Source organism: Kribbella sp. VKM Ac-2571, assembly GCF_004362255.1.
Lineage (GTDB): Bacteria > Actinomycetota > Actinomycetes > Propionibacteriales > Kribbellaceae > Kribbella > Kribbella pratensis.
Genome location: NZ_SNWS01000020.1, coordinates 91,329 through 117,755 on the forward strand (window position 1 = coordinate 91,329; position 26,427 = coordinate 117,755).

General features: G+C 68.0%; 26 protein-coding genes and 1 tRNA gene. 12 read left to right on the forward strand and 15 right to left on the reverse strand.

What is annotated here, in order from left to right:
• Window positions 1-42: 42 nt before the first annotated feature.
• A complete protein-coding gene (locus EV651_RS34420; protein ID WP_133789439.1) occupies window positions 43-1,320 on the reverse strand; it encodes a sensor histidine kinase in 1,278 nt (425 codons plus the stop codon).
• Between the two features lie 166 nt (window positions 1,321-1,486).
• On the opposite strand from EV651_RS34420, the gene EV651_RS34425 reads away from it, so the two are divergent.
• On the forward strand, window positions 1,487-2,041 hold the full coding sequence (locus EV651_RS34425) for a hypothetical protein (RefSeq protein WP_133789440.1): 555 nt from the start codon (window positions 1,487-1,489) through the stop codon (window positions 2,039-2,041).
• Here the strand turns inward: EV651_RS34425 and EV651_RS34430 are convergent.
• Window positions 1,996-3,114 (reverse strand): hypothetical protein, encoded by a 1,119-nt coding sequence (locus EV651_RS34430; RefSeq protein ID WP_133789441.1) that lies wholly within the window; start codon window positions 3,112-3,114, stop codon window positions 1,996-1,998. The genes EV651_RS34425 and EV651_RS34430 overlap by 46 nt on opposite strands.
• A 226-nt stretch (window positions 3,115-3,340) precedes the next feature.
• Between EV651_RS34430 and EV651_RS34435 the strand changes: the two genes are divergently transcribed.
• The 4 genes from EV651_RS34435 (at window position 3,341) to EV651_RS34445 (ending at window position 6,861) form a co-directional block, all read left to right on the forward strand.
• Complete coding sequence (locus EV651_RS34435) at window positions 3,341-4,372, forward strand: alpha-hydroxy acid oxidase (RefSeq protein ID WP_133789442.1); 1,032 nt, start codon at window positions 3,341-3,343, stop codon at window positions 4,370-4,372.
• A 14-nt stretch (window positions 4,373-4,386) separates the two neighbouring features.
• Complete coding sequence (locus EV651_RS34440; RefSeq protein ID WP_133789443.1) at window positions 4,387-5,226, forward strand: methionyl-tRNA formyltransferase; 840 nt, start codon at window positions 4,387-4,389, stop codon at window positions 5,224-5,226.
• A gap of 274 nt (window positions 5,227-5,500) precedes the next feature.
• A complete protein-coding gene (locus EV651_RS42690) occupies window positions 5,501-5,998 on the forward strand; it encodes a helix-turn-helix domain-containing protein (protein WP_238157376.1) in 498 nt (165 codons plus the stop codon).
• A gap of 11 nt (window positions 5,999-6,009) precedes the next feature.
• Window positions 6,010-6,861 carry an IS3 family transposase gene (locus EV651_RS34445; protein WP_238157377.1) on the forward strand — a complete coding sequence of 284 codons (852 nt, stop codon included), beginning with the start codon at window positions 6,010-6,012 and terminating at the stop codon, window positions 6,859-6,861.
• Between the two features lie 87 nt (window positions 6,862-6,948).
• On the opposite strand, the gene rplA is transcribed toward EV651_RS34445, so the two are convergent.
• The 5 genes from rplA to EV651_RS34470 all read right to left on the reverse strand — a co-directional run bounded on the left by rplA (window position 6,949) and on the right by EV651_RS34470 (window position 9,839).
• Window positions 6,949-7,671, reverse strand: a complete 723-nt coding sequence (rplA, locus tag EV651_RS34450) for a 50S ribosomal protein L1 (RefSeq protein WP_131286424.1) — start codon at window positions 7,669-7,671, stop codon at window positions 6,949-6,951.
• 74 nt (window positions 7,672-7,745) lie between these two features.
• Window positions 7,746-8,177 (reverse strand): 50S ribosomal protein L11, encoded by a 432-nt coding sequence (gene rplK, locus EV651_RS34455; protein WP_132319511.1) that lies wholly within the window; start codon window positions 8,175-8,177, stop codon window positions 7,746-7,748.
• Between the two features lie 12 nt (window positions 8,178-8,189).
• Complete coding sequence (gene nusG / locus EV651_RS42695) at window positions 8,190-9,110, reverse strand: transcription termination/antitermination protein NusG (RefSeq protein WP_370353868.1); 921 nt, start codon at window positions 9,108-9,110, stop codon at window positions 8,190-8,192.
• Window positions 9,111-9,468: 358 nt separating this feature from the next.
• Window positions 9,469-9,711 (reverse strand): preprotein translocase subunit SecE, encoded by a 243-nt coding sequence (secE, locus tag EV651_RS34465; protein ID WP_133789444.1) that lies wholly within the window; start codon window positions 9,709-9,711, stop codon window positions 9,469-9,471.
• A gap of 55 nt (window positions 9,712-9,766) precedes the next feature.
• Window positions 9,767-9,839 (reverse strand) — tRNA-Trp (locus EV651_RS34470).
• Window positions 9,840-10,129: 290 nt separating this feature from the next.
• Here EV651_RS34470 and EV651_RS34475 point away from each other — a divergent pair.
• The 4 genes from EV651_RS34475 (at window position 10,130) to EV651_RS34490 (ending at window position 14,395) form a co-directional block, all read left to right on the forward strand.
• Window positions 10,130-11,323 carry a pyridoxal phosphate-dependent aminotransferase gene (locus EV651_RS34475; RefSeq protein WP_133789445.1) on the forward strand — a complete coding sequence of 398 codons (1,194 nt, stop codon included), beginning with the start codon at window positions 10,130-10,132 and terminating at the stop codon, window positions 11,321-11,323.
• Window positions 11,324-11,360: 37 nt separating this feature from the next.
• Complete coding sequence (locus EV651_RS34480) at window positions 11,361-12,395, forward strand: adenosine deaminase (protein WP_133789446.1); 1,035 nt, start codon at window positions 11,361-11,363, stop codon at window positions 12,393-12,395.
• Window positions 12,362-12,961 (forward strand): histidine phosphatase family protein, encoded by a 600-nt coding sequence (locus EV651_RS34485; protein ID WP_133789447.1) that lies wholly within the window; start codon window positions 12,362-12,364, stop codon window positions 12,959-12,961. Before EV651_RS34480 ends, EV651_RS34485 begins: the two co-directional genes overlap by 34 nt.
• Window positions 12,962-13,024: 63 nt before the next feature.
• The gene (locus tag EV651_RS34490) at window positions 13,025-14,395 is read left to right on the forward strand and encodes a TrpB-like pyridoxal phosphate-dependent enzyme (protein WP_133789448.1); all 1,371 of its coding nucleotides are present in this window, start codon (window positions 13,025-13,027) and stop codon (window positions 14,393-14,395) included.
• Between the two features lie 3 nt (window positions 14,396-14,398).
• Here the strand turns inward: EV651_RS34490 and EV651_RS34495 are convergent, their stop codons facing one another.
• On the reverse strand, window positions 14,399-14,902 hold the full coding sequence (locus EV651_RS34495; RefSeq protein WP_133789449.1) for a hypothetical protein: 504 nt from the start codon (window positions 14,900-14,902) through the stop codon (window positions 14,399-14,401).
• Between the two features lie 267 nt (window positions 14,903-15,169).
• Between EV651_RS34495 and EV651_RS34500 the strand changes: the two genes are divergently transcribed.
• Genes EV651_RS34500 through EV651_RS34510 form a run of 3 tightly spaced genes read left to right on the forward strand, consistent with a single transcriptional unit; the run spans window position 15,170 to window position 17,795 of the window.
• Window positions 15,170-16,516, forward strand: a complete 1,347-nt coding sequence (locus tag EV651_RS34500; protein ID WP_133789450.1) for a hypothetical protein — start codon at window positions 15,170-15,172, stop codon at window positions 16,514-16,516.
• Window positions 16,513-17,151: a 2'-5' RNA ligase family protein gene (locus tag EV651_RS34505; protein WP_133789451.1), complete on the forward strand. Its 639-nt coding sequence runs from the start codon at window positions 16,513-16,515 to the stop codon at window positions 17,149-17,151. Before EV651_RS34500 ends, EV651_RS34505 begins: the two co-directional genes overlap by 4 nt.
• A complete protein-coding gene (locus tag EV651_RS34510; protein WP_133789452.1) occupies window positions 17,148-17,795 on the forward strand; it encodes a helix-turn-helix domain-containing protein in 648 nt (215 codons plus the stop codon). Before EV651_RS34505 ends, EV651_RS34510 begins: the two co-directional genes overlap by 4 nt.
• Here the strand turns inward: EV651_RS34510 and EV651_RS34515 are convergent.
• The 7 genes from EV651_RS34515 to EV651_RS34545 form a co-directional block, all read right to left on the reverse strand.
• Window positions 17,789-20,011: an FAD-dependent oxidoreductase gene (locus tag EV651_RS34515; RefSeq protein WP_133789453.1), complete on the reverse strand. Its 2,223-nt coding sequence runs from the start codon at window positions 20,009-20,011 to the stop codon at window positions 17,789-17,791. The two genes, EV651_RS34510 and EV651_RS34515, sit on opposite strands and share 7 nt — an antisense overlap.
• Window positions 20,012-20,022: 11 nt before the next feature.
• Window positions 20,023-20,910: a MurR/RpiR family transcriptional regulator gene (locus EV651_RS34520; RefSeq protein WP_133789454.1), complete on the reverse strand. Its 888-nt coding sequence runs from the start codon at window positions 20,908-20,910 to the stop codon at window positions 20,023-20,025.
• Window positions 20,911-20,920: 10 nt separating this feature from the next.
• Window positions 20,921-22,300, reverse strand: coding sequence for a hypothetical protein (locus EV651_RS34525; protein WP_133789455.1), 1,380 nt, complete (start codon window positions 22,298-22,300; stop codon window positions 20,921-20,923).
• Window positions 22,297-23,121 (reverse strand): carbohydrate ABC transporter permease, encoded by an 825-nt coding sequence (locus EV651_RS34530; protein ID WP_133789456.1) that lies wholly within the window; start codon window positions 23,119-23,121, stop codon window positions 22,297-22,299. The genes EV651_RS34525 and EV651_RS34530 overlap by 4 nt, the downstream gene beginning before the upstream one ends.
• A complete protein-coding gene (locus EV651_RS34535; protein WP_133789457.1) occupies window positions 23,111-24,046 on the reverse strand; it encodes a carbohydrate ABC transporter permease in 936 nt (311 codons plus the stop codon). The genes EV651_RS34530 and EV651_RS34535 overlap by 11 nt, the downstream gene beginning before the upstream one ends.
• Window positions 24,046-25,305: an ABC transporter substrate-binding protein gene (locus tag EV651_RS34540; RefSeq protein WP_238157378.1), complete on the reverse strand. Its 1,260-nt coding sequence runs from the start codon at window positions 25,303-25,305 to the stop codon at window positions 24,046-24,048. The genes EV651_RS34535 and EV651_RS34540 overlap by 1 nt, the downstream gene beginning before the upstream one ends.
• Before the next feature lie 215 nt (window positions 25,306-25,520).
• The gene (locus EV651_RS34545) at window positions 25,521-26,372 is read right to left on the reverse strand and encodes a type IV toxin-antitoxin system AbiEi family antitoxin domain-containing protein (RefSeq protein ID WP_133789458.1); all 852 of its coding nucleotides are present in this window, start codon (window positions 26,370-26,372) and stop codon (window positions 25,521-25,523) included.
• Window positions 26,373-26,427: the final 55 nt, after the last annotated feature.

Genomic DNA, 26,427 nt, shown 5'->3' on the forward strand with positions numbered 1-26,427 from the left:
GCCGCCGTGTTTTCGGGCAGGGTGTTTTCGGGCACCGTGTTTTCAACCACAGGGCACCTCCGCGATCAGCGTGGTCCCGCCACCCGGTGGACTGTCCACCGTGAGCCATCCGTCTACCCCGGCCACCCGGTCGGTCAGCCCTCGCAGCCCGGTGCCCTTGGACGGATCGGCGCCGCCTTGCCCGTCATCCCGGACCTCGATCCGCAGTACATCGCCTCTCCGCAGCACCGAGACCCTCACGTGCGCCGCCTCAGCATGTTTGGCCACGTTGGTCAGCGCCTCCGTCACCACGAAGTACGCGATCGACTCGATCGTCAGCGACGGGCGGGAATGTATGCCGAGCCTCAGGTGGACCGGCACCGGTGATCGGACCGCCACCGCCGACAGCGCCGCGTCCAGACCCCGATCGGTCAGCACCGGGGGGTGCAGTCCTCGAGTCAGGTCACGGAGCTCGGCGATCGCCTGCATCGCCTCCGAATGCGCCTCCTCGATCAACGCGCGCACCGCGGGCTCCTTGCTCCCCAGCCGGTTCTTGGCCCGGCCCAGCGTCATCGCCAGCGAGACGAGCCGCTGCTGGGCGCCGTCGTGCAGGTCGCGCTCCATCCGCCGCCGCTCGGCCTCGACGGAGTCCACCACCTGCTGCCGGCTCGTCACCAGCTGCGTGACGCGCTCCGCCAGGGCACCGCTCTCGGACCGGCCGAGCAACCTCCGCGCGAGTTCCGCGTCCAGCGCCGACGCCAACCGCATCAGCCATGGCGACACCACGAGCAGGAACACGGCCGCGACGATCGCCACCATCGAAGCGGTCTTGCCCGAGTCGATCACGAACGGCCCGACCTGGGCTTGCGCGGCGGCGAACCGGTCGAAGTACAGCGGTAACGCGATCAGCACCGGCGGCACCGAGCACGCAGCCAGGATGAGCCCCAGCCAAACGATTGCCAGCGGCAACAGCAGCAGGTAGTACAGGAACTGCTGCCACATCCCGCGGTCGGTCACCGCGAGGCGCGCGTCGGCGACCCGTGATCCGCCGGGCGGTGGTGGGATCAACGGCGGGATGACCTGCCCGCGAGTGATCCGTGCCCGCGCTCGTTCCCATCCCGCCACCCGGTACACGAACCGGTTCGCGCCGGCGCTCAGCGGAATCCCGACGTGCCCGAGGGGCCAAGCCAGCAAGGCGACCAGGACCGCGGCCAGCACCAGCAGCCCGGAGGTGAGCACCACGACCGTGTCGCCCAGGATGTGGATGGTTGCCAACCACAAGTACGGCGAGCGCCAGAGCCGCCAGGGCATCCGGGGAACCGGATTCGCAGCAACCGTCATCCGGACCACCTCCCTGTGTCGGCGCCTGCTTGCCGTCACAACTTACGTCCTCGCCCCGAGCTGGCGGCATGAGGACAACCCACGGACCCGGCCGGGGGTTATCCCCACCCCTGTTCGTGGGCTTGCCGGACTGCGCCGAGCGCCCGCCGCCGGAATCCTCGAAGGCATGACGACGACAGCGATCAACGGCGATCTCAGCCGGGCAATCGACGGGAAACTCGGCGACGCGATCGACGACCGCGTGGCGGACGCGCTCGACGACTACATAGCCGAGGACCGGCTGGACGGCAGGATCCGCGCCCGCCGCTCGCCCGGAGGTCTGGCCGCGCTGGTCGCCGCCGGGGTCGCGGCCGTGCTGCTTCCTTGGTGCCTGATCCTCGCGGCCACGCTGCCGAGCACCTATCAGGCGGGTCACTGGAAGCTCACCTGGGTCGGCCTCGACTGCGGCACCGCGATCGCCGCCGGTCTCACGGCGTACCTGCTGCACACACGCAACAGATACGCCACTCTGACCGCGATGGCCGCCGGGACGCTGCTCGCGGCCGACGCCTGGTTCGACGTGAGTACGGCGACGGCCGGGTTCGACCGCACCCTCTCGATGACGGAGGCGCTCCTGCTGGAGCTGCCGCTCGCGGTGTGCGCCTTCGTGGTCGCCGCCCGCGAGCTCCGACGGGTCTATCCGATGAGCTCGAGCACAGGACCCTCATGCAGCGCGCGGTAGACCTTGTCACGCAAGGCATTCGCCTCCGCGTCGGTGAGCGTGCGGTCCACCGGCCGCAGGACCAGCCTGACCAGGAGGTTCCGTTGACCGGGAGTCATCTGGAGACGCTCACGGGCCCTCGTCGGCAAGTCGTCGTACGACGTCTCGCCCAGCACCTCCAGCGACTCCGCGGCATCGCCGTCCGGGCCGAGCGCGGCGCGCACCTTGTCACCGAGAACCTCCGCCGACACGTCCGCCGACTCGTCGACCACGACCGACAGGTCACGACGGACCGGCGGCATCGACGAGACCGCCTTGTACGGCGCGAGATCCAGCATCTGACCCGCCACCCGCGGATCCGTCGAGCGGAGCAGGCGGATGTCACGGATCCCCTTGCGGAGCATCATCAGCCGATCAAGGCCGGGACCCATCGCGAGACCGGTCCAGCCGTCGTCCAGGCCGGCCATGCGGAGCACATGCGGCGCTGCGACCCCGCATTCCCCGATCTCGATCCACTGATCGTCCAGCAGGACATCGATCTGCCGGCCGTGGATCGTGTACGGGTGAACGGCCGGCACGGTGCGATAGGTCTGGCCGGGCAGGACGGTGTCGACCAGACGGGCGATCATGTCCTCCAGCTCCGGCTCGCCCAGGGGCACGTTGCGGCTGACCCGCCACAGGTCGAGCTGATGCGGCGTACCGGTGTGCTGCCAGTCGACCGAGTCCCGGCGATAACAGATGCCGGCGCAGATCATCAGCACATCGGACGACTCCGACTCCGCGAGCTCACGGAGCGCGGGCGGAATCATCGCCGACGTGTGACTTCGCAACACCTCGGTCTCGGAGACGTAGCGCGTGTAGCGGGCCTCCCGGGTCACCGCGTCGGCGGCGTACCCGAGGTTGTCGTAGTTGTCGGCCATCGGCACGACGGGATGGTCGCGACGGGTCCAGATCTCGGTGTACGGCCACGCGGCGGCGAGCGCCGTACGGATCGAATCGACGACGAGCTGGACGGCATGCGGGCCCTGGGCCGGGTCGGTGAGATCGCGCAGCGCGAGGGCAGAGTGCAGTTCTTCAGCAGTGAGGACAGACATGAGTTTCTCTCCAGGATGACGGTCTCGACAGGGGTCCACCCCGGTCGGCCGCGGTCACCTCAGGAGAGAGCGCAGCAGCAGCTCACCCCGTCGGCACCGTCGTGCCGGCCGGGGCGCAGAAATCGCTGCCCGTACTGCGTCATGTCGTCCACTGTACCGTCCGGCCGCCACCCTCCGCCGCGAAATTCGGTCCGCTGCGGAACCACCGGGTGCGACGATGGGCCGCATGCGATGGATCGACACCCTGGAAGGCGCGGCCGCCGAGAAGCTGCCGGAGGCCGTGCATCGCTACTTCCGGCAGGGCTCGGCCGGTGGGGTCAGCGTCACCGAGGCGACCTCGGCGTGGTCGGCGTACCGGTTCCGTCCGCACGTGCTGAACGACGTGTCCACCGTCGACCTCAGTACGACGGTGCTCGGCACACCCGTCGGCGCGCCCATCCTGGTCGCGCCGTCGACGATGCAACGAATGGCCGACCCGGACGGCGAGCTCGCGATGGCGCGCGGCGTCGGCGCGGCGAAGTCCGTCGTCGGTGTCTCCAGCAACGCCGGTACGGCGTTCGCCGACCTCGGGGCGACCGGCGTTCCGTGGTGGCTGCAGATCTACATCGTCCGGAACCGCGAGATCACCGTCCGAATGCTCGACGCTGCCGTCGAGGCCGGGGCGCGGGCGGTCGTGCTCACCGTCGACACGCCCGTGGTCGGCCGGAAGGAAGACGATGGCGAGACGGTCTGGGACGTGGCGCAACCCGGACAGTTCCTGACCAACCTGCCCGTCGGCGAGTGGACCGACGACGACCTCGCGAAGGCCGACGACCTGACCCCCGACGTGATCGGCTGGCTCGCCGAACGCACCGGTCTGCCCGTGGTGGTGAAGGGCGTCCTCCGCGGCGACGACGCCAAGCGCTGCGCGGACGCGGGCGCCGCCGCCATCATCGTCTCGAACCACGGCGGCCGTCAGCTCGACGGCTCGATCGCTACGGCGCAGGCGCTGCCCGAGGTTGCCGAAGCCGTCGCCGGAAGCAACCTCGAGGTGTACGTCGACGGCGGCATCCGCCGTGGCGAGCATGTCCTCGCCGCTCTGGCCCTCGGCGCCCGGGCGGTCTTCGTCGGCCGTCCCGCCCTGTGGGCTCTGACCGTCGGCTCGTCCGAGGGCGTCACCCGGCTGCTGACCGATCTCGGCACCGAACTCGACCACACCCTGCGGCTGGTCGGCGTCTCCACGCCGTCGTCGCTGACACCGGACCTCGTCGCGAACTGACCACCTGGGGAAACATGAGCTTGCGGATCGTCGGCCTGAACGCGTTCCTGCCGGGATTCCGGCTCGTGCACGAGTTCGCCGCACGGAACGGTCACGAACTGGTGCTGGTCGCGACGCTGCCGGAAACCAGCAGGTACGGCGCCTCCGACCCGATGGTCGCGGGTCTGCCGGACGACCTGAACGTGCTGATCACCCGCAAGCTCCGGACTGTCGCCGCGCCCGTGATCGCCGCGCTCCGGCCGGACGTGATCATCTCGGCCGCGTTCCCCCGCCTGATCCCGGAGGAGATCCTCGAGATCCCGACGTACGGCGCGATCAACTGCCACCCGTCACCGCTGCCGGCCGGGCGCGGGCCGACACCGCAGCGGCTGATCTACGAAGGTGACGAGCGCGTCGGAGCGACCGTGCACCGGACCGCGGCGGAGTTCGACACCGGCGCGATCCTCGCCCAGCGGATCGCGCCACTGCCTGAGGACCTGAACGGCTCCGGGCTCATGCAGTGCTGGCGGACGCTGCTGAGCGAATGCCTGGACGAGGCGGTTCCCAAGCTCGTCGCCGGCGATCCCGGTCAGCCGCAGGACCCGGCGTACGCCTCCGACGCGCCGCTCTTCACCGAGGACGAACGACTCCTCGACCTCACCGAACCGTCCCGGGTGATCCGCCGCAAGGCCGCCGCCCTCAACGTCACCGCACCCACCGCCCAGGTCGAACTGGACGGCACCACCCACCTCATCACCCGATCCGACCCGGCCACCCACCACAGCACCGCCGCCCCAGGCACCATCCTCGAAAACCACCCCAACGGCTGGACCGTCCAAACCGCAGACCACCCCCTCCGCCTGACCCACAGCTGATCGGCCGACTGAGCGCGCCCAAGCGAGCTCGTGAAACTGAGCCGACGTCCGTGGTGGGTGGAGACAGGACGCGGTGGGTGGAGACAGGACGCGGTGGGTGGAGACAGGACGCGGTGGGTGGAGACCTGCTATTTCCTGTTCAACGCCACTGCTTCAGGTGCCACGCCCCGCCGCAGACATCAGTTCCCAAGAAGCAGCAAGCCCCCGGGAGGTTGAACCGCTCCCCAGAAGTTGGACTGAGAAATTCAGTTCTGACTTCTGGGGAGTGTTTTGTATGGATGGACGTAGTTCGCTGAGCGAGGCGCAGCGGGGGCTGGCGGTAGGTTTGTTCGAGCGGGGGCTGGGTCCGGGGGCTGTTGCGCGGCGGTTGGTGGTGGCTCGTGACCCGGTGAAGATGCTGTATCAGCGGTGGCGGATCTGGGGCAGAGGAGCGTTGTTGACCAGGCTGACGAAGCGGTCGTACTCGTTCGAGTTCAAGCTGGCTGTGGTGGAGCGGTTCCTGGCGGGTGAGCCGATCACAGCGCTGGCGGCCGAGTACGAGTTGTCGTCGCCGCAGCTGGTGAAGGCGTGGGTGCGGGTATATCGGCGCGAGGGCGCTGACGGGTTGCGGCCGAAACCGAAGGGCCGGCCGCGGAAGGCTCCGAGGGATCCGGACGCGCCGGTCCGGCCGGAGTCGGAGCTGGAACTGCTTCGCCGCGAGGTTGAGCGGTTGCGGGCGGAGAACGCGTACCTGGGAAAAGTACGGGCCTTGAGGGATCAAGAACGGCGGTGAAGGTGGCCGCTGTGATCGCCCTCAAGGCTGAACATCGTCTGGACGTGTTGCTGGAGGTCTCCGGGCTGGCCCGCTCCACGTTCTTCTACCACCAGAACCGCCTGGCTCAACCGGATCCGCGAGCGGAGTTGAAGGCCGCGATCCGCGACGTATTCGAGAACAACCATCGCCGTTACGGGCACCGGCGCGTCCACGCCGTACTGACCGGGCAGGGCTGGCAGGTGGCGAAGAAGACCGTCCTGAAGCTCATGCGCCGGCTCGGACTCGACTGCCCAGTACGGCGCAAGAAGCGCTACAACTCCTACCGCGGCGAGGCCGGCCGGACCGCGCCGAACCTGCTCAACCGGGACTTCACTGCCACCGCCCCGAATCAGAAATGGGTCACCGACGTCACCGAGTTCCGCGTCGGGGACCACAAGCTCTACCTGTCGCCGGTGATGGACCTGTTCGACCACCAGATCATCGCCTACACGATCGGCAACTCACCGAACCTGGACCTGACCAACAACTCGTTGCGCGACGCCCTGGCCACCCTCGACCCCAGCCTCGAGCCCGGCCAGGCGCCGCTGGTGCACTCCGACCAAGGATTCCAGTACCAGCACCCCTCCTGGCAGCGTCTGCTCGCCTCCGCCGGCGCGACCCAGTCCATGTCCCGCAAAGCCAACTGCTACGACAACGCCGTCATCGAGAACTGGTTCGGGCACCTCAAAGAAGAACTCTTCAACCACACCCGATACGCCTCCGTCGACGCGCTGGCCGAAGCACTGCACGAGTACGTCGGCTGGTACAACAACCACCGCATCTCCACACAACTCGAGGGCCTGAGCCCGGTGCACTACCGGACCCAGACCCTCGCAGCCTAGAAACCCTCTATAACCTCTTACTTAACCAGTCCAACTTTCCGGGACCAGTTCAGGTGCCCGGGGGCTTGCTGACTGAAGAGGTGCGGATCAGGCCTCGGCCGGCTCCTCGGTGAGGTTGCGGCTCAGGTTGGGGTCAACCTGGACGCCCGGCCCCATCGTGGTCGAGAAGACCGTCTTCTTGATGTAGCGGCCCTTCGAGCTGGCCGGCTTCAACCGGAGGATCTCCTCGAGCGCGGCGCTGTAGTTCTCCACCAGCTGGGTCTCGTCGAACGACGCCTTGCCGATGATGAAGTGCAGGTTCGCGTGCCGGTCGACCCGGAACTCGATCTTGCCGCCCTTGATGTCGTTCACGGCCTTGACCACGTCCGGGGTCACCGTGCCGGTCTTCGGGTTCGGCATCAGACCACGCGGGCCGAGAACCCGGCCGAGGCGGCCGACCTTGCCCATCAGGTCAGGGGTGGCGACGACCGCGTCGAAGTCGAGCCAGCCGTCGGTCACCTTCTTGATCAGGTCGTCGTCGCCCACGAAGTCGGCGCCGGCGGCCTTCGCGGCCTCGGCCTTCTCACCGGTGGCGAAGACGAGGACCCGTGCCGTCTTGCCGGTACCGTGCGGAAGGTTGACGGTGCCACGCACCATCTGGTCGGCCTTACGAGGGTCGACCCCGAGACGCATCGCGACGTCCACGGTGGAGTTGAACTTCTTGCTGCCGGCCGCTTCCTTGGCGAGCTTGATCGCCTCGAGCGGCGTGTACAGGTGATCGAAGTCGATCTTCTCTGCGGCGGCGCGGTAAGCCTTGCTGCGCTGTGCCATGACTGGTTCCTCTCTGGGGTGTGGTCTCCGGGCGGCGCTTCGCCCTGCCACTACTACGTGTGAAGTGGTACTGATCAGCCGTCGACGGTGACGCCCATGGAGCGCGCCGTACCCTCGATGATCTTCATCGCCGCGTCGATGTCACGCGCGTTCAGATCCGGCATCTTGGTGGTGGCGATCTCGCGGACCTGGTCCTTGGTGATCTTGCCGACCTTGTCGCGCTGCGGGACGGCCGAGCCCTTCTGCAGACCGGCGGCCTTCTTGATCATCTCCGGCGCCGGCGGCGTCTTGGTGATGAAGGTGAAGGAACGGTCCTCGTAGATGGTGATCTCGACCGGCACCACGTTGCCACGCATGGATTCCGTCTGGGCGTTGTACGCCTTGCAGAACTCCATGATGTTGACGCCGTGCGGACCGAGCGCGGTACCGACCGGCGGGGCCGGCGTCGCTGCACCGGCCTGGAGCTGCACCTTGACCAGGGCAGCGATCTTCTTCTTGGGAGGCATTCTGTCGGGTCCTTAGACTTTCTGGATCTGGTTGAAGCTGAGTTCCACCGGGGTCTCCCGGCCGAAGATCTCCACCAGGGCCTTGATCCGCTGGGCCTCGGCATTGATCTCCGTGACTGTGGCGTGCAGGGTCGCGAACGGCCCGTCGACCACCATGACCGAGTCGCCCACACCGAAGTCGGCAACCTCGACCTTCTTCTTCGCCGCGGTCTTGGCGGGTGCGGCGCCGGCTTCGGCTGCCGCCGCCTCGGCTGCCGCCACGACAGCCGGAGCGAGCATCTTCTCGACCTCTTCGAGGCTGAGCGGGACCGGCTTCTGGCTGTTCCCGACGAAGCCGGTCACCGACGGCGTGTGCCGCACGGTCGACCAGGACTCGTCGGTCAGGTCCATCCGGACCAGCACGTAGCCGGGGAGGACGGTGCGCTTCACCATCCGGCGCTGACCGTTCTTGATCTCGGCGACCTCTTCGGTCGGCACGATGATCTCGAAGATGTAGTCCTCCATGTTCAGGGAGTTGATCCGGTTCTCCAGGTTGCCCTTGACCCGGTTCTCCATCCCTGAGTACGTGTGCACGACGTACCAGTCGCCGATCTGCGAACGCAGCCGGCTGCGCAGCTCCTCGAGCGGGTCGCCCGGCTCTTCGGGCTCCGCCTCCTCGGCCTCCGCGTCGTCCTCGTCCTCGCCGTCGCCCGTCGCGGCGGCGGCCGCGGCCGGCGCGTCCACGTCGGCGTCGCCGGACTCGGCATCGTCGAACTCGTCGTCGGACTCGTCGTCACCGCTGGAGAAGACCACCTCGTCGGCCGCGGCAGGCACCTCGGCGGTGGTCGGCGGCGCGGTCTCGGCGGTCTCGTCGGCCAGCTCCTCGACGGCGTCCTCGACGTCGTCCTCGGTCACGAACTCGGCGGCCTCGGAATCGTCGGCCGCCGGGACCACTACCACCGGCTCGTCGTCGGACGTGTCGGTGTCCGCCCGCGGCGTCTCCGCCTCGTCGTCGGCGGAGTACTCGTCGTCGTCCACATCGTCCTCGTCCTCGCCCGCGGCGTCGTCGTCGTCGAGGCCCGCGAACGGGTCGTCGTCATCGTCGTCGTCAGCGAACAGATCGTCATCGGTGGCGGTCTCGTCGAAGTCGAGATCGAGGTCGGCGTCGGATACGTCGAACTCGTCCTCGTGGTCGAGGACCTCGTCGTCGCGCTCGGACACGTCGTACTCCGTCATCTGTGGATCGGGGTCTTGTTCTGCTTCGGGTCGGGTCAGGAGCCCGGGACCTACGGTCGGATCGTGGTGGGCAGCCTCAGCCGAAGATCTTGAACATCGCCCAGCCGAAGGCGAGGTCGAGGACCGAGACGATCGCGATGACGAACACCACGAAGGTCAGAACGACCGCGAAGTAGGTGGAGAGCTGCTTGCGAGTCGGCCAGACGACCTTGCGGAGCTCGGCGACCACCTCGCGGTAGAAGCGCAGCAGGCTGCGGCGCTGCTTGCCTTCCGCAGGCTTGCCGGCGCCGGACGGTGCCGGGGTGCGCGTCTCCGTCACGACCTACCTCTTTCGCTAGCGGCGGCCTGACCGGCCCTGCGCCGGTCAGGATTTGCAGGGCACGAGGGACTTGAACCCCCAACCTTCGGTTTTGGAGACCGATGCTCTGCCAGTTGAGCTAGTGCCCTCTGCAATCCATCCGGACGCCGCGTCGGACCTGATCTCGGGCATGCCGGATCAGGGCCACCAACGCCCGGACCTAGAGAAGTGTACGGGGTTCGAGCCACCTGGTCGAACTCAGCCTCTCGGCAACAGTTCGGCCTGACCCTGCCCGCACGACCCCTGGTTGGGCGCCGCACCGCGGACAGAACCATACAGCCTCCAGTAGGTCTGAACGGACAGTGCCCCCGGCGCGTTCCCCGCCCACCCCGTGAAACCCGGGAGCACCGCCGTACGGCGTGGTGCCAGGATGGGCCGCATGGGTTCCAGGATCTCGGCGCGGATCGGCGCCATCAGTGAATCGGCGACGTTGGCGGTCGACGCCAAGGCGAAAGCACTCAAGGCAGCCGGGCGCCCGGTGATCGGATTCGGCGCCGGCGAGCCGGACTTCCCGACGCCGGACTACATCGTCGAGGCGGCGGTCGCGGCCGCGCGGGATCCGAAGAATCACCGGTACAGCCCCGCGGGCGGCCTGCCGGAGCTCAAGCAGGCGATCGCGGACAAGACCAAGCGGGACTCCGGGTACGAGATCGAGGCCTCGCAGGTGCTGGTCACGAACGGCGGCAAGCACGCGGTGTACAACGCGTTCGCGACGCTGCTCGACCCGGGTGACGAGGTGCTGTTGCCCGCGCCGTACTGGACGACGTACCCGGAGACGATCCGGCTGGCCGGCGGTGTACCGGTCGAGGTGCTGGCCGACGAGTCGCAGAACTACTGCGTCACCGTCGAGCAGCTGGAGGCGGCCCGGACCTCGAAGACCAAGGCTCTTCTGTTCTGTTCACCGTCGAACCCGACCGGTGCGGTCGACAGCCCGGAGGCAATCGAGGCGATCGGCCGGTGGGCACTCGAGCACGACCTGTGGGTGATCACGGACGAGATCTACGAGCACCTGACGTACGGCGACGTACGGGCGACCTCGATCCCGGTCGCCGTACCGGAGCTGGCCGACAAGACCGTCGTACTGAACGGTGTCGCCAAGACGTATGCGATGACCGGCTGGCGGGTCGGCTGGATGATCGGGCCGAAGGACGTCATCAAGGCCGCGACGAACCTGCAGTCGCACCAGACCTCGAACGTCTGCAACATCGCCCAGCGGGCCGCGCTCGCCGCGGTGTCCGGCGACCTGAGCGCGGTCGACGAGATGAAGGTCGCGTTCGACCGGCGCCGGCGGACCATGGTCCGGATGCTCAACGAGATCCCCGGCGTCGAGTGCCCGGAGCCGACCGGCGCGTTCTACGCGTACCCGTCGGTCAAGGGCGTCTTCGGCAAGCAGATCAACGGGCGTACGGCGACCACGTCCGCCGAGCTGGCCGATCTGATCCTGGACGAGGTCGAGGTGGCGGTCGTGCCGGGTGAGGCGTTCGGCGCGCCCGGGTACCTGCGGCTGTCGTACGCGCTGGGAGACGACGACCTGGCCGAGGGCCTCGGCCGGATTGCCAAGTTGCTGAGCTGATTTCGCGGGGCGGGTACGGGATCAGTAACCTTCGGTAATGACGCAGCGGGATCTGCGGGTGCTGCCGAAAACACACCTGCATCTGCACTTCTCCGGGTCGATGCGGCACCTGACGCTGGTCGAGCTGGCGGACACGCACGGCGTACGGCTGCCGGACGCGCTGCGGACCGATTGGCCTCCGGAACTGTCGGCGGCCGACGAGCGCGGCTGGTTCCGGTTCCAGCGGCTGTACGACATCGCCCGCTCGGTGCTGCGGACAGAGGACGACGTACGGCGTCTGGTCCGCGAGGCGGCCGAGGACGACCGGGCGGACGGCTCGCGCTGGCTGGAGATCCAGGTGGACCCGTCCGGGTATGCGAACCGCTTCCACGGGATCACCGAGTTCACCGACCTGGTGCTGGACGCCGCCCGCGACGCGTCGGCATCGACGGGGATCGCCGTCCAGGTCATCATCGCCGCCAACCGGACCCGGCATCCGCTCGACGCCCGCACCTTGGCACGGCTGGCCTCGCAGTACGTCGGACGTGGCGTGGTCGGGTTCGGCCTGTCGAACGACGAACGGCGTGGTACGACGTCCGAGTTCGAACCAGCCTTCCGGATCGCCCGCCACGCCGGGCTGCTCGCGGCGCCGCACGGTGGCGAGCTGTGTGGTCCGGCGACTGTCCGGACCTGTCTGGACGAGCTGGGCGCGGGCCGCATCGGCCACGGCGTCCGCTCCGTCGAGGACCCTGACCTCCTGAAGCGCGTCGTCGACGCGCAGATCGCGTTGGAGGTCTGCCCCGCGTCCAACGTGTCGCTCGGCGTCTACCGGCGCGCTGAGGACGTCCCGCTCCGCAAGCTCTACGAGGCAGGCGCCCGGATCGCGCTCGGCGCCGACGACCCGCTGCTCTTCGGCTCCCGCCTCGCCGAACAGTACGAAACCGCCCGCTCGGTCCACGGCTTCACCGACCCCGAACTCGCCGACCTCGCCCGCAGCTCAGTCCTAGCCTCCACCGCCCCACCCGAGATCCAAAAGACCCTTCTCACCGAAATCGACGAATGGCTAGGAACCCCCGCCACAGTCCCGGCCTGACCTACCTGGCCCGCCACGGCCAAACCGAGTGGAACGTCGCAGGCCGCCGGCAAGGGCGTCTCGACTCACCGCTCACTCCGCTCGGCCTCGAACAGGCCCACCGGAACGCCCAGTTGCTGGCCGGCGAAGGCATCGACGCGATCTTCGCCAGCCCACTCGAGCGAGCACGGCGTACGGCCTCGATCATCGCTTCAGACCTCGGTCTGATCGTCGAAGTCGTCGACGACCTGGCCGAGATCGACCACGGGTTGTGGTCGGGCCTCGAGTCGGGACAGATCGACGCGCGGTGGCCGGGGCAGCGGGATGCGCGGGAGCGGGAGAAGTACACCTATCGGTTCCCGGAGGGTGAGAGCTACGCGGACGCCGAGGTACGCGCCGGACGGGTGTTGGAGGAGGTCGGCCGGACCGGCGTACGGCGGCCTTTGCTGGTGTCGCACGAGATGATCGGGCGGATGCTGCTGCGGCAGCTCGGAGTACCGGATGCGCTCGGTACGCGGCAGCCGTCCGATGTGGTCTACCGCGTGCGCGCCGACGGGGTGTTGGAGGGGTTGTCGAGTTCCGGATAAGTGCTGGTTGCGTTCCGGTTCAGGTCATTGTCCGGCGGTCGGTGCGGGCCTAACTTTGCGTGCATGACGCCGACGAAGATCCTGCTGCCAGAGGAAGAGCTGCCGACCCGTTGGTACAACGTGCTCCACGACCTGCCGACGCCTCCGCCGCCGGTGCTGCATCCGGGCACAGGGCAACCGATCGGGCCGGACGATCTCACGCCGCTGTTCCCGATGGACCTGATCCTGCAGGAGGTCTCACAGGAGCAGTACGTCGACATTCCGGGTGAGGTGCTCGACGTCTACCGGCTGTGGCGGCCCAGCCCGTTGTATCGCGCGCACCGGCTCGAGAAGGCGCTCGATACGCCGGCCCGGATCTACTACAAGTACGAAGGCGTCTCCCCGGCGGGATCACACAAGCCGAACACGGCAGTCCCCCAGGCGTACTACAACGCGAAGTCCGGCGTCCGGAAGCTCACCACCGAGACCGGCGCCGGCCAGTGGGGGACGGCGCTCGCCTTCGCCTGCGCGCAGTACGGCCTGGAGTGCGAGGTCTGGCAGGTGCGGGCGTCGTACGACCAGAAGCCGTACCGGCGGACGATGATGCAGGTGTTCGGGGCGACCGTGCACCCGAGTCCGTCCGACCTGACCGAGGCCGGGCGGAAGATCCTCGCCGGTGACCCCGATTCCACCGGCTCGCTCGGCATCGCGATCAGCGAGGCGGTCGAGGCCGCCGTGCGGGATCCCGAGGTGCACTACGCGCTCGGCTCGGTGCTCAACCACGTGCTGATGCACCAGACCATCATCGGCGAGGAGGCGCTGATGCAGCTCGCGATGGTGGGCGAGACGCCCGACCTCATCGTCGGCTGCACCGGCGGCGGGTCGAACTTCGGCGGCCTGGCGTTCCCGTTCCTGCGGGAGAAATGGGCCGGCCGGATGTCACCGGTCCTGCGTGCGGTCGAGCCGGCGGCGTGCCCATCACTCACCCAGGGGACGTATGCGTACGACTTCGGCGACACCATCGGGATGACGCCCTTGATGAAGATGCACACGCTGGGCCACGACTTCATCCCCGACCCGATCCACGCGGGCGGCCTGCGGTACCACGGGATGAGCCCGCTGATCAGCCATCTCTACGAGACCGGCGAGATCGAGGCCGTCGCCAAACCACAGTCCGAGTGCTTCGCCGCCGGCGTCCAGTTCGCCCGGACCGAGGGCATCGTCCCCGCGCCCGAGCCCACCCACGCCCTGGCGGCAACCGTCGAGGAAGCCCAACGCTGCAAGGAGTCCGGCGAGGAGAAGGTCATCCTCACCGCCCTCTGCGGCCACGGTCACCTCGATCTCGCCGCGTACGACGCCTACCTGTCCAACGCCATCACCGACCGCACCTGGGAGGACTCCGAGATCCAGTCAGCAGTCGCCGAAGCCCTGACCCATCTGCCGGCGCTCGGCTGACAGTCAGCGGCCGCCGCGCTTCCACCACGGCTTGGGCCGCTTCGCCACCGCGGTGAGCCATTCCTCCGGGATGGCCCACCCGCGGGAGGTCAGCGCGTCGAAGTACTGCACCTTCACACTGTCCGGCAGCCAGTACGTCGCCTTGTGGCGGCCGGACGCCTCGAAGTACGTCGTACGTTGGCGACGGCTCCACACCGTCGCCTGGTTCGAGCTGTAGGCGAGGCGTACGTAATCCCAGCGCGCCTGCTCGTCGTCCATGTCGAAGGCGCGCTCGACCACACGCGCCTTGCCCTGTGGCTCCTGCTCGATCTCGTCGATCAGTTTCTGCACAAGAAGGCGATCGTCGGTGAGCTCCGTCGGCAGCTGTAGTCCCACCGGATCCAGCACCACGGCACCCAACCGCGGCCGCGCCACCTCCAGGAACACCTCGAGCAGCGCGAACCCTTCCTCCGCGCGCCCGAACCGCTCCAACTCGGCGTGCAACGTCGTCACGGCTTCCTCAGGCATCCCACAACTTTAGATCGCGGGACCTCTTAGAGGGCCAAGGTCGAGGGGCTGCCCCTATCTGCCCCGGGATGCCCCGCCATCCTCACGCTCAGCAACCGTCAACGCGCGCCGGAATCGCCGTCGATTCGTTGCCGCAGACTATCCACGGCGGGCGAGAACCCCTTTTTCCACAGGGATTCGGGGCAGATCGGGGCAGCCTGGGGCAGATCGTCCACAGGACCCGATTTTGCCGTCGCAGAGGGTGTTCAGCGTCTTACAGTTACCGCCATGTCAGGGCCGAACGAGTTTCTCCGCGAGGCGCGGGAACGCACCCCCTCACGGCGCGCGCCGGGTGAACACATGTCCCGGAGCGAGCTGGCCGACACCATCTGCGCGTGGCTCTGGGACACGACCGAGATCAAGTACGAGCTCGACGGCCACTACATCGCCAAGCTGGAACGCGGCGCGGTCCGCTGGCCCGGCGCGGCGTACCGCTCCGGTCTGCGCCACGTGCTCGGCGTTGCCTCCGACAACGACCTCGGCTTCTTCCCGCCCTCCGGCGTCTCCCTGACCGAGCCGGAGCTGGCGCCGCCGGCGTCGATGGCCGGCCACGAGGACGACCTGGTCAACGCGGGCGACGAGTCGATCGGCTTGCTGTCGTTCGCCGAGGAGTCGAACGTCGGCGAGCTCACCGTCGAACAGTTGCAGGCCGACATCGAGCGGATCGCGCAGTCCTACCTGCGGACGCCGATCCGGCCGCTGTTCGCGAAGAGCCGCGCGATCCGCGACCGCGCCTTCGGGTTGCTGGCTGGCAATCAGTCGCCGCGCCAGTCCCGTGATCTGTACGCGTCCGCCGGCTGGGCGATCACCCTGCTCGCCTGGATGTCGGTCGACCTCGGCCGGCCGGACATCGCCGAGAGCCATACCCGCACGGCGTGGGCCTGCGCCGAGGCCGCGGATCACGACGTACTGCGGGGCTGGATCCGCGCCACCCAGCACACCGCCGCGTTCTGGCAGGAGGACTTCGCCCGCGCAGCGTCGTACGCCGAGGACGGCCTGCGATACAACGCCGGCACAGCCAGACTCTTCCTCGCCAGCGCCGCCTCCGTCGACCACGCCCGCGCCGGACGCACGGACAAGGCCCGTGACCTCCTCGACGTTGCCCGAACCCTCGCCGTCCGCCCCGCCGATTCCGAACCAGGCGGCGTCCTGCTCTGTACGCCGGAACGCGCCGAAGGACTGTGGGCGGACACGCACCTGGCCTTCGGTGACGCCCAGCGCACCGCGGATCACGCCGACCACAGCATCGCCCTGTTCGAGGCCGTCCCGTACGCACTCCGGAACGCCGGCTCCGAACGGATGGCCCGCCTCCAGCAGGCGAAGGCGCGGCTGCTCCTCGGACACCTCGACGGCGCGATCGAGGCGGTCGACCCGGTGCTGGAGCTCCAGCCGGAGTACCGCGTGCGCCCGTTGATCCAGCGCGTCGCGGAGGTCGCCGCCCTGACAGCGCCGTACGCGCGCAGCCCCAAAGGCCGGATGCTGCGGGACCGGATCGCCGAGTTCACCCAGCAGCCGGGACTGCCGACGCGCCTGACCACCCCGAACCGACGACGCGTGATCGAGGAGCACACATGATCAAGGAAGTCCGCGATCACTGGTACTGGCGCCCGAACTGGCGGCCCGGGCGATCGTTCTACACGTGGCACGTCGTCTTCCCGAACGACGCCGTGCTGACCGACATGCACGCGACGTACCAACGGCTGATCGGTTCGCTGCCCGGGATCACGCCGGTGCCGGTCCAGTGGCTGCACCTCACGCTGCAGGGCATCGGTTTCGCCGACAAGGTCCCGCAGTCGGACCTCGACCCGATCATCGATGCGGCGCAACGCCGGCTCGAGTACTTCCGGCCGTTCGAGATCAAGCTCGGCCCTGCCGTCGTCGACGTCGAGAGTCTGCAACTCCCGGTCTCCCCCGTCGACCGGCTGCGCCGTCTGCGCGCACAGCTCCGTGCCGCGATCACCGACGTCTGGGGCAGTGACTCCGTGCCCGCACTGCCCGAGCTCGACCCACACGTCTCACTCGGCTACTGGAACCAGCCTGCCCCTGCCGAGCCGCTCCGCCAACGTGTCAACGCCCTCGCCGGTGGCGTCGCCAGAACCGAGATCAGCCGCGTAAGCCTCATCAACCTCAACCGCGATCACCACCAGTACGAGTGGACCACCTACGCAACCCTCCAGCTCGGAGCCCGGCCGAGCGGAGCGAACCCATGAGCGCGACCACAACCAGCCCGTTGGCCGGTGACGCTGCCTCGCTGATCATCCGCGCGCTCCTGGACTTCCGCAGCCTCTGGACCACCCATGACCTCGTGACGACCACTGGCGTTCCCGCACAGACCATCCGGCGAGTGGTCAACCGGCTCGAACGTGAAGAGCTCGTAGAGCGTCAGGCGCCTGGAGTCATCGCCGTACCGAGCTGGCTCAGTCTGCTTCGCCGCTGGAACGAGGAGGTCCGCTTCAGCCGCGACGTCCGTGTTACGTACTGGCGCAGCAAGCACGGCGCACAGCCGCTCCTGGACCGCGTCGCGGCCACACCAGTTCGTCATGCGGTCAGCGGCGCGCATGCGGCTCGGGTGTGGGCGCCGGAGACACCGGCCGGCCCGACCGTGATCTACACCCCGGACGCGCGGGCCGCGGCTACGGTGTGGGAGCTCGTGCCGGCCAGGGGCAGGGCCATCATCCTGGCCGAGCCTTCCGGGGATGTGGTGTACACCCGCTCTCGAAAGACCGATAGCGGCATCCGGCTCGCCGCACCCGCACAGGTCCTCGCAGACCTACTGACGGGTGCAGCGTCGGCCGGTGCGGCTGAACCTCTGACGCACTGGATGCTGCAGCACGAGCTCGAGTGGCGTTACTGAGCCGACGAGTAGGCGCGAATGGAGACCACGTGCGCTCGTGGGGCACCGTTGGTGCGTCGGGTCGTGAGGCGGAGGTGGATAGCTCGGGTGGGGGTCTCCAAACGGTGGTGCTGGGTGCGGTGGTGGTTGTCGGTGACGTGGGCGATCTCCTGCCACGGGCCGTCGCCGTCGCGGACCTCCACGCTGTAGTCCGCCACGAGCGTGGGGAGCGACTCGAACGGCGTGCGGTGATGGTGGAGGTTGATGAGGTCCTCTTGAACGTCCGCGTCCAGGATGACGACGATCTCGGACAGATCGACCGGCTCGGGCCAGGTGAGCTCGAGCCAGGGCTCGGAGTCCCAGGCGAGGTCTTCGGACGACCAGAGGTTCGGGCCGCCGTACGGGCGGGAGTAGCCACCGATCACCTTCTCGGGTGCGTACGCCGCTGTCTCGCCGAGGCGGATGCACAGGCCGCCGCGGGGCAGGATGTGTTTCCAGGCACGGAACTGCTCCGTCCACTGCTCGTCGGGCGCGGGATCGCGATGGGCGAAGTGAACCGTGCCGGGGAGTCCCGTCGCAGCAGTGTGTACGGAGATGTCCGGTGTGCTCCGCAGTACGACGAACGCGTTGGACGGAGCGGACGGACGCCAGGCCAACGGGACGTGGATCCAGCGCTTCTCGCCGGGCGGCACCTCGACGGTGCAGGAGTCGACGAGCTTGGCCGGGAGGTAGTTCTGTGCCTTGACCGGGTCGTGGAGCTCGACGGTCAGGGAACCTCCGGTCGAGTCGACGAGTAGCTCGAAACCGTCGAGAGCGGGGTCGATCGGGATGACCATTCCGAGGTCGGTGGTCAGCGGCAGCGTTCCGGACGAGACCTCGAGCGCCGGGCGGGTCAGAGTGGAGGACGCCGTGACGGTCGCCGACAATGCGACGTTTTCCGGATCGTCGTCGATGACGCCGAGAACCGACGAGTCGGCGCGGGTCAGCGCGTGCTTCATCAGGCCGAACCGGTCGTGCGCCAGCTCGCGTGGCGTCAACCTGTTGCGCAGGGCAACAGCTGCGCCGATGCCGGCCGCTTCACCCAGCAAGGCACAGGTCGCCATCACTCGCGTCGTTCCGAACGCGACGTGGCTGGCACTGATGTTCCGTCCCGCCATCCACAGATTCCGGACGTTCCGTGAGTACAGGGAACGCAGCGGAATGTGGTAGTTGCCGTCCGGATGCCAGTGCTTCGATCCGCGCTCGGCCGCGTACACGCCGCCGGGCGGATGCAGGTCGATCGACCAGCCGCCGAAGGCCACGCGGTCGTCGAATTCCGTCTGGTCGAGCACGTCGTGCTGGGTCAGCACGTGGTCGCCGAGGAAACGGCGGTACTCACGTTTTCCGGGTACCGACCCGATCCACTCCAGGGTCAGGTTGTCCGCGTCGAACTGCCCCGAGTTCTTGATGTGGTCCCAGATCCCGTACACCACCGCCTGCAGTTCGTCGCGGATCGCCTCGTTGTCGTCGACGACGTCCAGCTCCCCGCCCCACTCGATCCACCAGAACGCGCACCCGTTCATGTCGGTCCGGATCACGCGACGTTCCGGAATCGCGGTTTCCGTGACGTCCCGGGCGAACGACGGCGGCACGAACCGCACCGGTTCCCCGGCGTCCTTGCTGTAGAAGAGGATCGTGCTGCCGAGTGTGTTCGAGTCCGGTACGTCGGGCGCCCACGACTCGTCGTACTCCGAGCGCGGCTCCCGACCGGTCCGGTACTCCGCTCCCGCGAGCATCCCGACCAGGCCGTCGCCCGAGCAGTCCACGAACGCCGGGCTGACGAACCGGATCTCCTTCTCGGACCCCATCTGCCACCCGGTCACCGACCGGATCTCGCCGTCCGCGGCCTCCACGGTCCGGACGTCGGTGTTCAGGTACAGCGTTATCCGTGGCTCGGCGCGGACCGCCTCCAGCAGCACGAGATCCCAGTAGTACGGGTTTCCGAGCGGATTCCGGAACTGGTTCTCGACGAACAGCTCACCCATGATGCCGGTCTCGCGGGCGAAGCTCTGGACGCCGTGTGCGGTTGCCCCGCACACCCACACCCGCACCTCGCTGGACGAGTTGCCGCCGAGCACCGGCCGGTTCTGCACCAGCGCCACGGTGCTCCCCTGCCGCGCGGCGCCGATCGCCGCGCAGATCCCGGCGAGCCCGCCGCCGACGACGGTCAGATCGGACTGGACCTCGAGCTGCTGCATGCACAAGCCTTTCAGGTATCTCGCTGTACGACGGGCTGCCCGGGCCCGTTCGGATGATGTGCCGTCAGGTGATCGGGCACCCGCTGCGCGACCAGGACGAACAGCAGGCCGGCCGTCAGTACGTCGCTCGCGCGGCCGGCGAAGAACTCGGTCCAGTTCGCCCCGTTCGGCGTACCGGTGTCGAGGGTGACATCGGCGATCCGGCCGATCGGCGCGTCTGGCATCCCGGTGATCGCGACCGTGAGCGCTCCCTCGTCGCCGGCGCGCTTGATGAAGTCGAGCGTGGTCGCATCGGTGCCGGACCGCGTGACCGTCAGCGCGACATCGCCCTCGCCGAGGAGGCCGGCGCCGATCTGCGAGGACTGCGGACCGTCGAAGAACCCCACCGGGATCCCGATCCGCAGCAGCCGGATGTACAGCTCGCGGGCCGGGATCGCGTCGCCCCACTCGCCGTAGATGTGGGTCCGCCGGGCGCCGGCGATCGCGTCCGCAACCCGGGTGGCCGCGGTCAGATCGATCGCGGCCAACGCGTTCCGCAGCGCGTTCGCCTGCGTCGACGCGAGCACGTTCAGCACCTGCTCGGGCGGATCTGCCGGACCGATCGCCATACCGATGTCGCTCGCCCACCCGGCCTCCAGACCGCGCCCGACCTCCATCGCCAGCGCGGCCCGCAGCGCGGGGTACCCGGCGTACCCGAGGTGGGTCGACAGCCGAGTGACCGTCGCGGCCGAGGTCTGCGCGGCCTCGGCCAGCTTCGTGATCGAACCACGCGCGACCTCGTCCGGGTTCGCCAGGATGTGTTCGGCGACCCGCTGCATCGCACCGTTCAGCTCGGGCAGAACTCGCTTGACCAGCTGCAACGGACTCGGACTGCCGGCTCGTTCCATCGAGGAATCCATTCCGTGATCATCACGTATAGACGAACTGGGCACTCGCGACGCCGTCGGCATCACTCACCACCCGCACCCAGTGCGCACTGAACCCGGGCGGGAAAACGTGTGACCGGATCTGCCCCGGCTCGACCGTCAACGCCTCCACCGCGCCGAACCGCCCGTGCCCGTGGAAGTCGATCTCGACCGTGATCGTCAGCGGGATGTCGGAGAAGTTCTCCAGGTGCAGACACTTTCCGTCGAAGCCCGTCATCAGGTACGGATCGGACGGAACGCCGGCGGAAACCGTTGTCTCCCACCACGGCCCACCCCACCCGGCCGGCTTTCCGAAACTCCACAGGTCGTCGGTCTTCCCGAACCACAGCCCCGACTGCGGCTCGGCCGTCGTCGGGTTGAGCCCATGGCTCGGTGAGGCGTTGTCCGCACCCGCGACGAGCATCCCGCGCCACGAGCAGAAGTCTCCCAGGACCCACAGGTGCGTCGAGATCGGACGGACGCCCCAGATCCGGCCGCCGTACGCCCACGGCGACACCTCGTAGAACATTCCGTGGTGGTCCATCAGCAGCCGCTCGTGCTCGACCTCGCGGATCCGCGGCCACTCGGTCTGCCACTTGTGGTCGAAACAGTGCGACGCCTTCGGCAGCCGGTACCGGGTCCACTGCTGGTCGGCCTCGGTGAACACCTCGAGGATCGCCGACGCCCGGTCCCACCCGGTCGCGAAGATCGTCCCGCCGAACTCGTGCCGTCCGCCGATCGCGGTGAACGGATCGTCCCGCAGGATCTTCCACGACGTACCGTCGTACTCGGCCAGCCGGCCACGGGACCGCTCGCCGGCCCACTCCGGCTCGGCGTACTCGTTGGAGCACACCACGAGCCGGCCGAAGGACGTGTAGCAGTCCTTGTAGTGGACCTTCATCTCGCCGTCGGTCCCGAGCTCGTCGTTGAGATCGAAGAGCTGCGTGCACTCGTACGTCGTGACGTCGAGCTCGAACAGCTCGCCCTCCATCGCGAGCACGTACACGTGCGTGTCCGGTTTCGTCAGGTGCCGCGACGTACCGCAGACCCGCAACGGCTGCAGCTCCGGGATCGTCACGATCTTGTGGTCCGCGGAAATCACGTGCGGCCCGAGGACCAGCTTCGACGTCGGAAAGTGCACGAAACGGTTGGTGTACGTTCCGTCCACGCCGAGAGTTTCCGGAACGATTTCCATCGACAGGTCGGCGTCGACCCGGCGCAGGCTGACGCCCGCACCGGACCGCGCCTTGTGGGAGTTGTAGTTCTGGACGTAGAGTTTCCCGTTCCACGGCATCAGCGAACCGATACCGAGCTCGCTGCGCGGCGGCCCGAAGTCGCCGATCTGCGCGAGATGCGGAAAGACACCTGAAACGTTCTGCATCATTTGATCCCTGTATGAGTCATGGCGGCGATGAAGCGGCGTTGCAGGACGACGAACACGATCAGCACCGGCACGATCGAGATCACCGAGGCGGCCATCGTCAGACCGGGCGCGATCTGGCCCTGTTCGTCGACGAAGTTGGTCAGGCTGAGCGGCAGCGTGTACCGGTCCGGGTTGCTGATCAGCACCAGCGGGGTCTCGTAGTCGTTCCAGGACCAGACGAACGCGAGGATGCCGAGCGCGCTCATCACCGGTGTTGCCAACGGCAAGTAGATCCGGGTGAACACCCGCCACTCGTTCGCGCCGTCCATCCGAGCGGCCTCGGCGAACTCCGCGGGCTGACTGACGAAGAACTGGCGCATAAGGAACGTTCCGAGCACGGTGAACATCCCCGGCAGGATCAGCGCCCAGAGCGTGTCGTACAGCCCGAGTTTCTGGAAGTAGATGAACCGCGGGACGAGCAGCAGCTGGGCCGGAATGATCGCCGTCGCCAGGTACAGCAGGAACAGCTTGTCCCGACCCTTGAACGACATCCGGGCGAACGCGTAGCCCGCCATCGTCGCGGTGATCAGCTCCCCCGCGACCCGCAGCAGGGCCACGAACACCGAGCGGCCGAACGCCGGAAGGACCGAGGTCGCCCCGCTCAGGACCGTGCTGAAGTTGTCCCACTGGAACGGGTCCGGGATCCACTGCATCGGGATCTTGTAGGCGTCCACGTCCGGCTTCAGCGCGGTCGAGATCATCCACGCGAACGGCGCCAGGAAAGCGATGGCGAGGATCCACAGCGGAACGCCCCAGATCCATTTGCTGTATTTATTGGTCATTGAGGGCCCTCCCTCGCTGCGCCCGCCAGGTGAGCAGGGTCAGGACGAGTACGCCGACGAAGGTCACCAGGCCGATCGCCGACGCGTAACCGAACCGGTAGAACTGGAAGCCTGTCTGGTACATGTAGTACGAGATCGTGGTGGTCGCGTCGCCCGGACCGCCCGCGGTGATCAAGGCGATCAGACCGAAGCCCTGCGACGCCCCGATGATCAGCGTGACCAGCAGGAAGATCGTTGTCGGCAGCAACGACGGCCAGGTGATCACGCGGAACTTGGACCACGCGGAAGCACCGTCGATGTCGGCCGCCTCATACAGCTGCCGCGGCGCGTCCTGCAGCGCGGACAGGTAGATCAGCGAGCAGTACCCGATGCCGCCCCAGACCGCCATCACGATCAGCGCCGGCAGCGCCCAGTGCGAGGAAGCGAACCAGCCCGGCTGGATCCCGAACGCGTCGAGGACCTGGTTCACCAGACCGGCCTTCGGGTTCATCAGCATCAACCAGGTCATGCCGATCGCGACCACGTTGACGATGTACGGCAGGAAGAAGATCGCCCGGAGTACGGCGCGACCCGGGAGCGGACGGTTGAGCGCGATCCCGAGCGCGAGTCCGAGTACGACGGTGAGCGGGACCGACACCACGACGTACACGAGCGTCAGGCCGATCGCGTGCCAGAATCCGGGGTCCCGGGCGATCGCGACGAAGTTGTCGATGCCGTTGAAGGTGATGCCGCCGAGGCCGGACACCAGGTTCCAGTCCGTGAAGGCGAGCACCACGACGCTGACCAGGGGAATCAGCGTGAACGCGATCACGCCGAGCAGGTTCGGGGCGATGAAGAGGAACCCGATCCAGCCGGACGGGCGGATCCCGGAACCCTGCTCGGTCCGGGCCTTGGTGCCGGCCGCGACGACCGTGGCGGTGGCCATCAGGGCCTCCTCTCGTTACGGGCGATCGCGGCATCGGCGAGCCGCCGTACCTCACGGATCGCGACCCCGGGGTCCTTCTCGCCGAGCCAGCACAGGTCGCGCTGTTGCTTCACCGCCAGGGAAATCTCCGGAAATCCGGTCAGCCGGGTGTCGGTCGCGAGCTTCGGATCGGACGTCAGGACGACGCGCCGGAACGAGTCGAGATCGAAGTACTTCTGCGGCTCTTTTCCGAGCATTCCGGAAACGATCTGCTCGTCGGTGACGTTGCCGAGCGCCGGCAGCTTGCCGCCCTTGAGCATCGGCGTCGCGCCCTCGGTCAGCCAGAACTTCACGAACGCCCAGGCCGCCTCGAACTTCGGCGACTTCGGGTTGACCATGATGAAGTTGCTGAACGATCCGCCGTTCCAGTTCTGGCCGTCGACGGTCGGCGACGGCGCGAACGCGACCTTGAAGTCGTGCGGGTACTTCTTCGCGTCGTACAGGTAGCGCAGGTTGAACGGGGCGGTCGACCAGAGGTGGAACTCCTCGCCGAGGAACGAGTTCTGCTGGTACGCGTCGAGATGCCGGGACAGCACCTCGGTCCACGGGAACGCCGTACCCTCCGCGATCATCTCGCGGCCGAGGCGGAAACCCTGCTCGAAGTGCGGATCGCCGAAGTTCGAGCGGTTTCCGTCGTACCAGTAGTTCGGCCCGAGCGCGATCCGGGCGACGTCGGGCAGCGTGTACGTGCCGACCGTCTTGTCCGTCGTCAGCTTCTTCGCCGTCGCGCGGAACTCGTCGATCGTCCACGACTGCGGAAGCTCGACGCCGGCCTGCTGCCGGAGCTTCTCGTTGAACAGTACGAAGAACGGCTCGCGAGCGGTGGCGAGCGCCTTGACCTTGCCGTTGTCGATGTACGACCGCGGCTGCTCGGTGTCCAGGAACACCTGCAGGTCCGGGTCCGCCTTCACACGATCGGTCAGGTCCGCCGCCAGTCCGGAACCGGCCCGCAACGCCATCGCACCCTGCGAGTACGTGAAGTACACGTCGATGTCGACGCCACCCTGGAGGGCGGTGTCGAGCTTGAGGTTGCCGCGGTCGTCGTTCACGAACCGCGTGTAGTTCACCTTGTACTGCGGAAACTTCTGCTGGAACGCCTTCAGCACATCAGCCGGCCCGGATGCCGCCGGCACCCCGCCCCACACCTGCAGAGCCCCCGACCGCCCACCGTCACCACCGGAACACCCCGGCACCACGGCAGCCGCCAGCCCTGCCCCCACCCCGGCCAACACCTCCCGCCGAGAAAATCTTTTACGCCTCACAACCCACCTCCCACCAGATTGCGCAAAAGATTAGCAACACCGCCCCCTCCTGCCTACCCTCAACGCAAATGTTTTTCAGGACGCTCTAACGACAGGAGGTAGTCACTCCCGACAGCCATCGACACCTGGACGCCGGCGCGCCCAAGGTGGGTCGGCAGGCGTACCTCCTGTCGTTAGCGCCCCACGAGCGCGGCGCGAACGGTCTCGATCACCCAGACCGGATCCCCGATCACCTGCTGATAGGTGAACCGCAGCACCAACCACCCGGCAGCAACCAGGTCGTCGTACCGCCGGCAATCCGCAGCGAACGCACCAGGCGACCCGTGGAACTCGTAGCCCTCAGCCTCCAGCGCGATCCGCGCGGCCCGATGCCCGAGATCGACCCGAACCCGGAGACCGCCGGCGTAAACGACGACCTGCGGCTCGAAGCCCTCGATCCCGGCGCCGATCAGCAGGCTCCGCAACATCGACTCCAGGAACCTCTCGGACCGCGTGATGGCTGCGGCGGCGACCCGAACCGCGTTCGGACGACCCGGTCCACGCATCGCCTCGGCCGCAGCTTCCAACTCGTCCTTCACCAGCCCGCCAGTGCCCAACGCCGCGTCAGCTACCGCAAGCGCCTCGCCGAACGGCAGGAGCCGCGAACAATCGAGGACCGTTCGCAGCAGGCCCGTCAGCCGAGCACCACGCTCCGCCGGCGAGACCGCTGCCCAGTGCAGCTCAGCCGGGCGGCCCGGCCGAGGCCTGCGCTTCACAGGAACCGTGACGTGCGGCTTCTCCGGTCGTACGAGCAGCGGCAGTCCCCAGGCGGTTGCGGCGCTGGTATAGGAAACGACCCCGTCGTACGCGATCGCCGCAAGTCGGTCCGCTCCGAGACTCGACAGACCGTAGACCCCGCGTGCGAGGCGCTCAACCTCGCCTCGCTGCACCGCCGCCTTCAATGCCCCAGGCGAGACCAGGCCGACCAGCTGCGCGGCTGTCGCAGAGCCGCCGAGGCGGGCCAGGATCTCGGCGACAACGGTCACCCATCGATACTGCTGGATTCGCCGCGACAGGCGCGGAAGTTGTCCACAGGCCCGC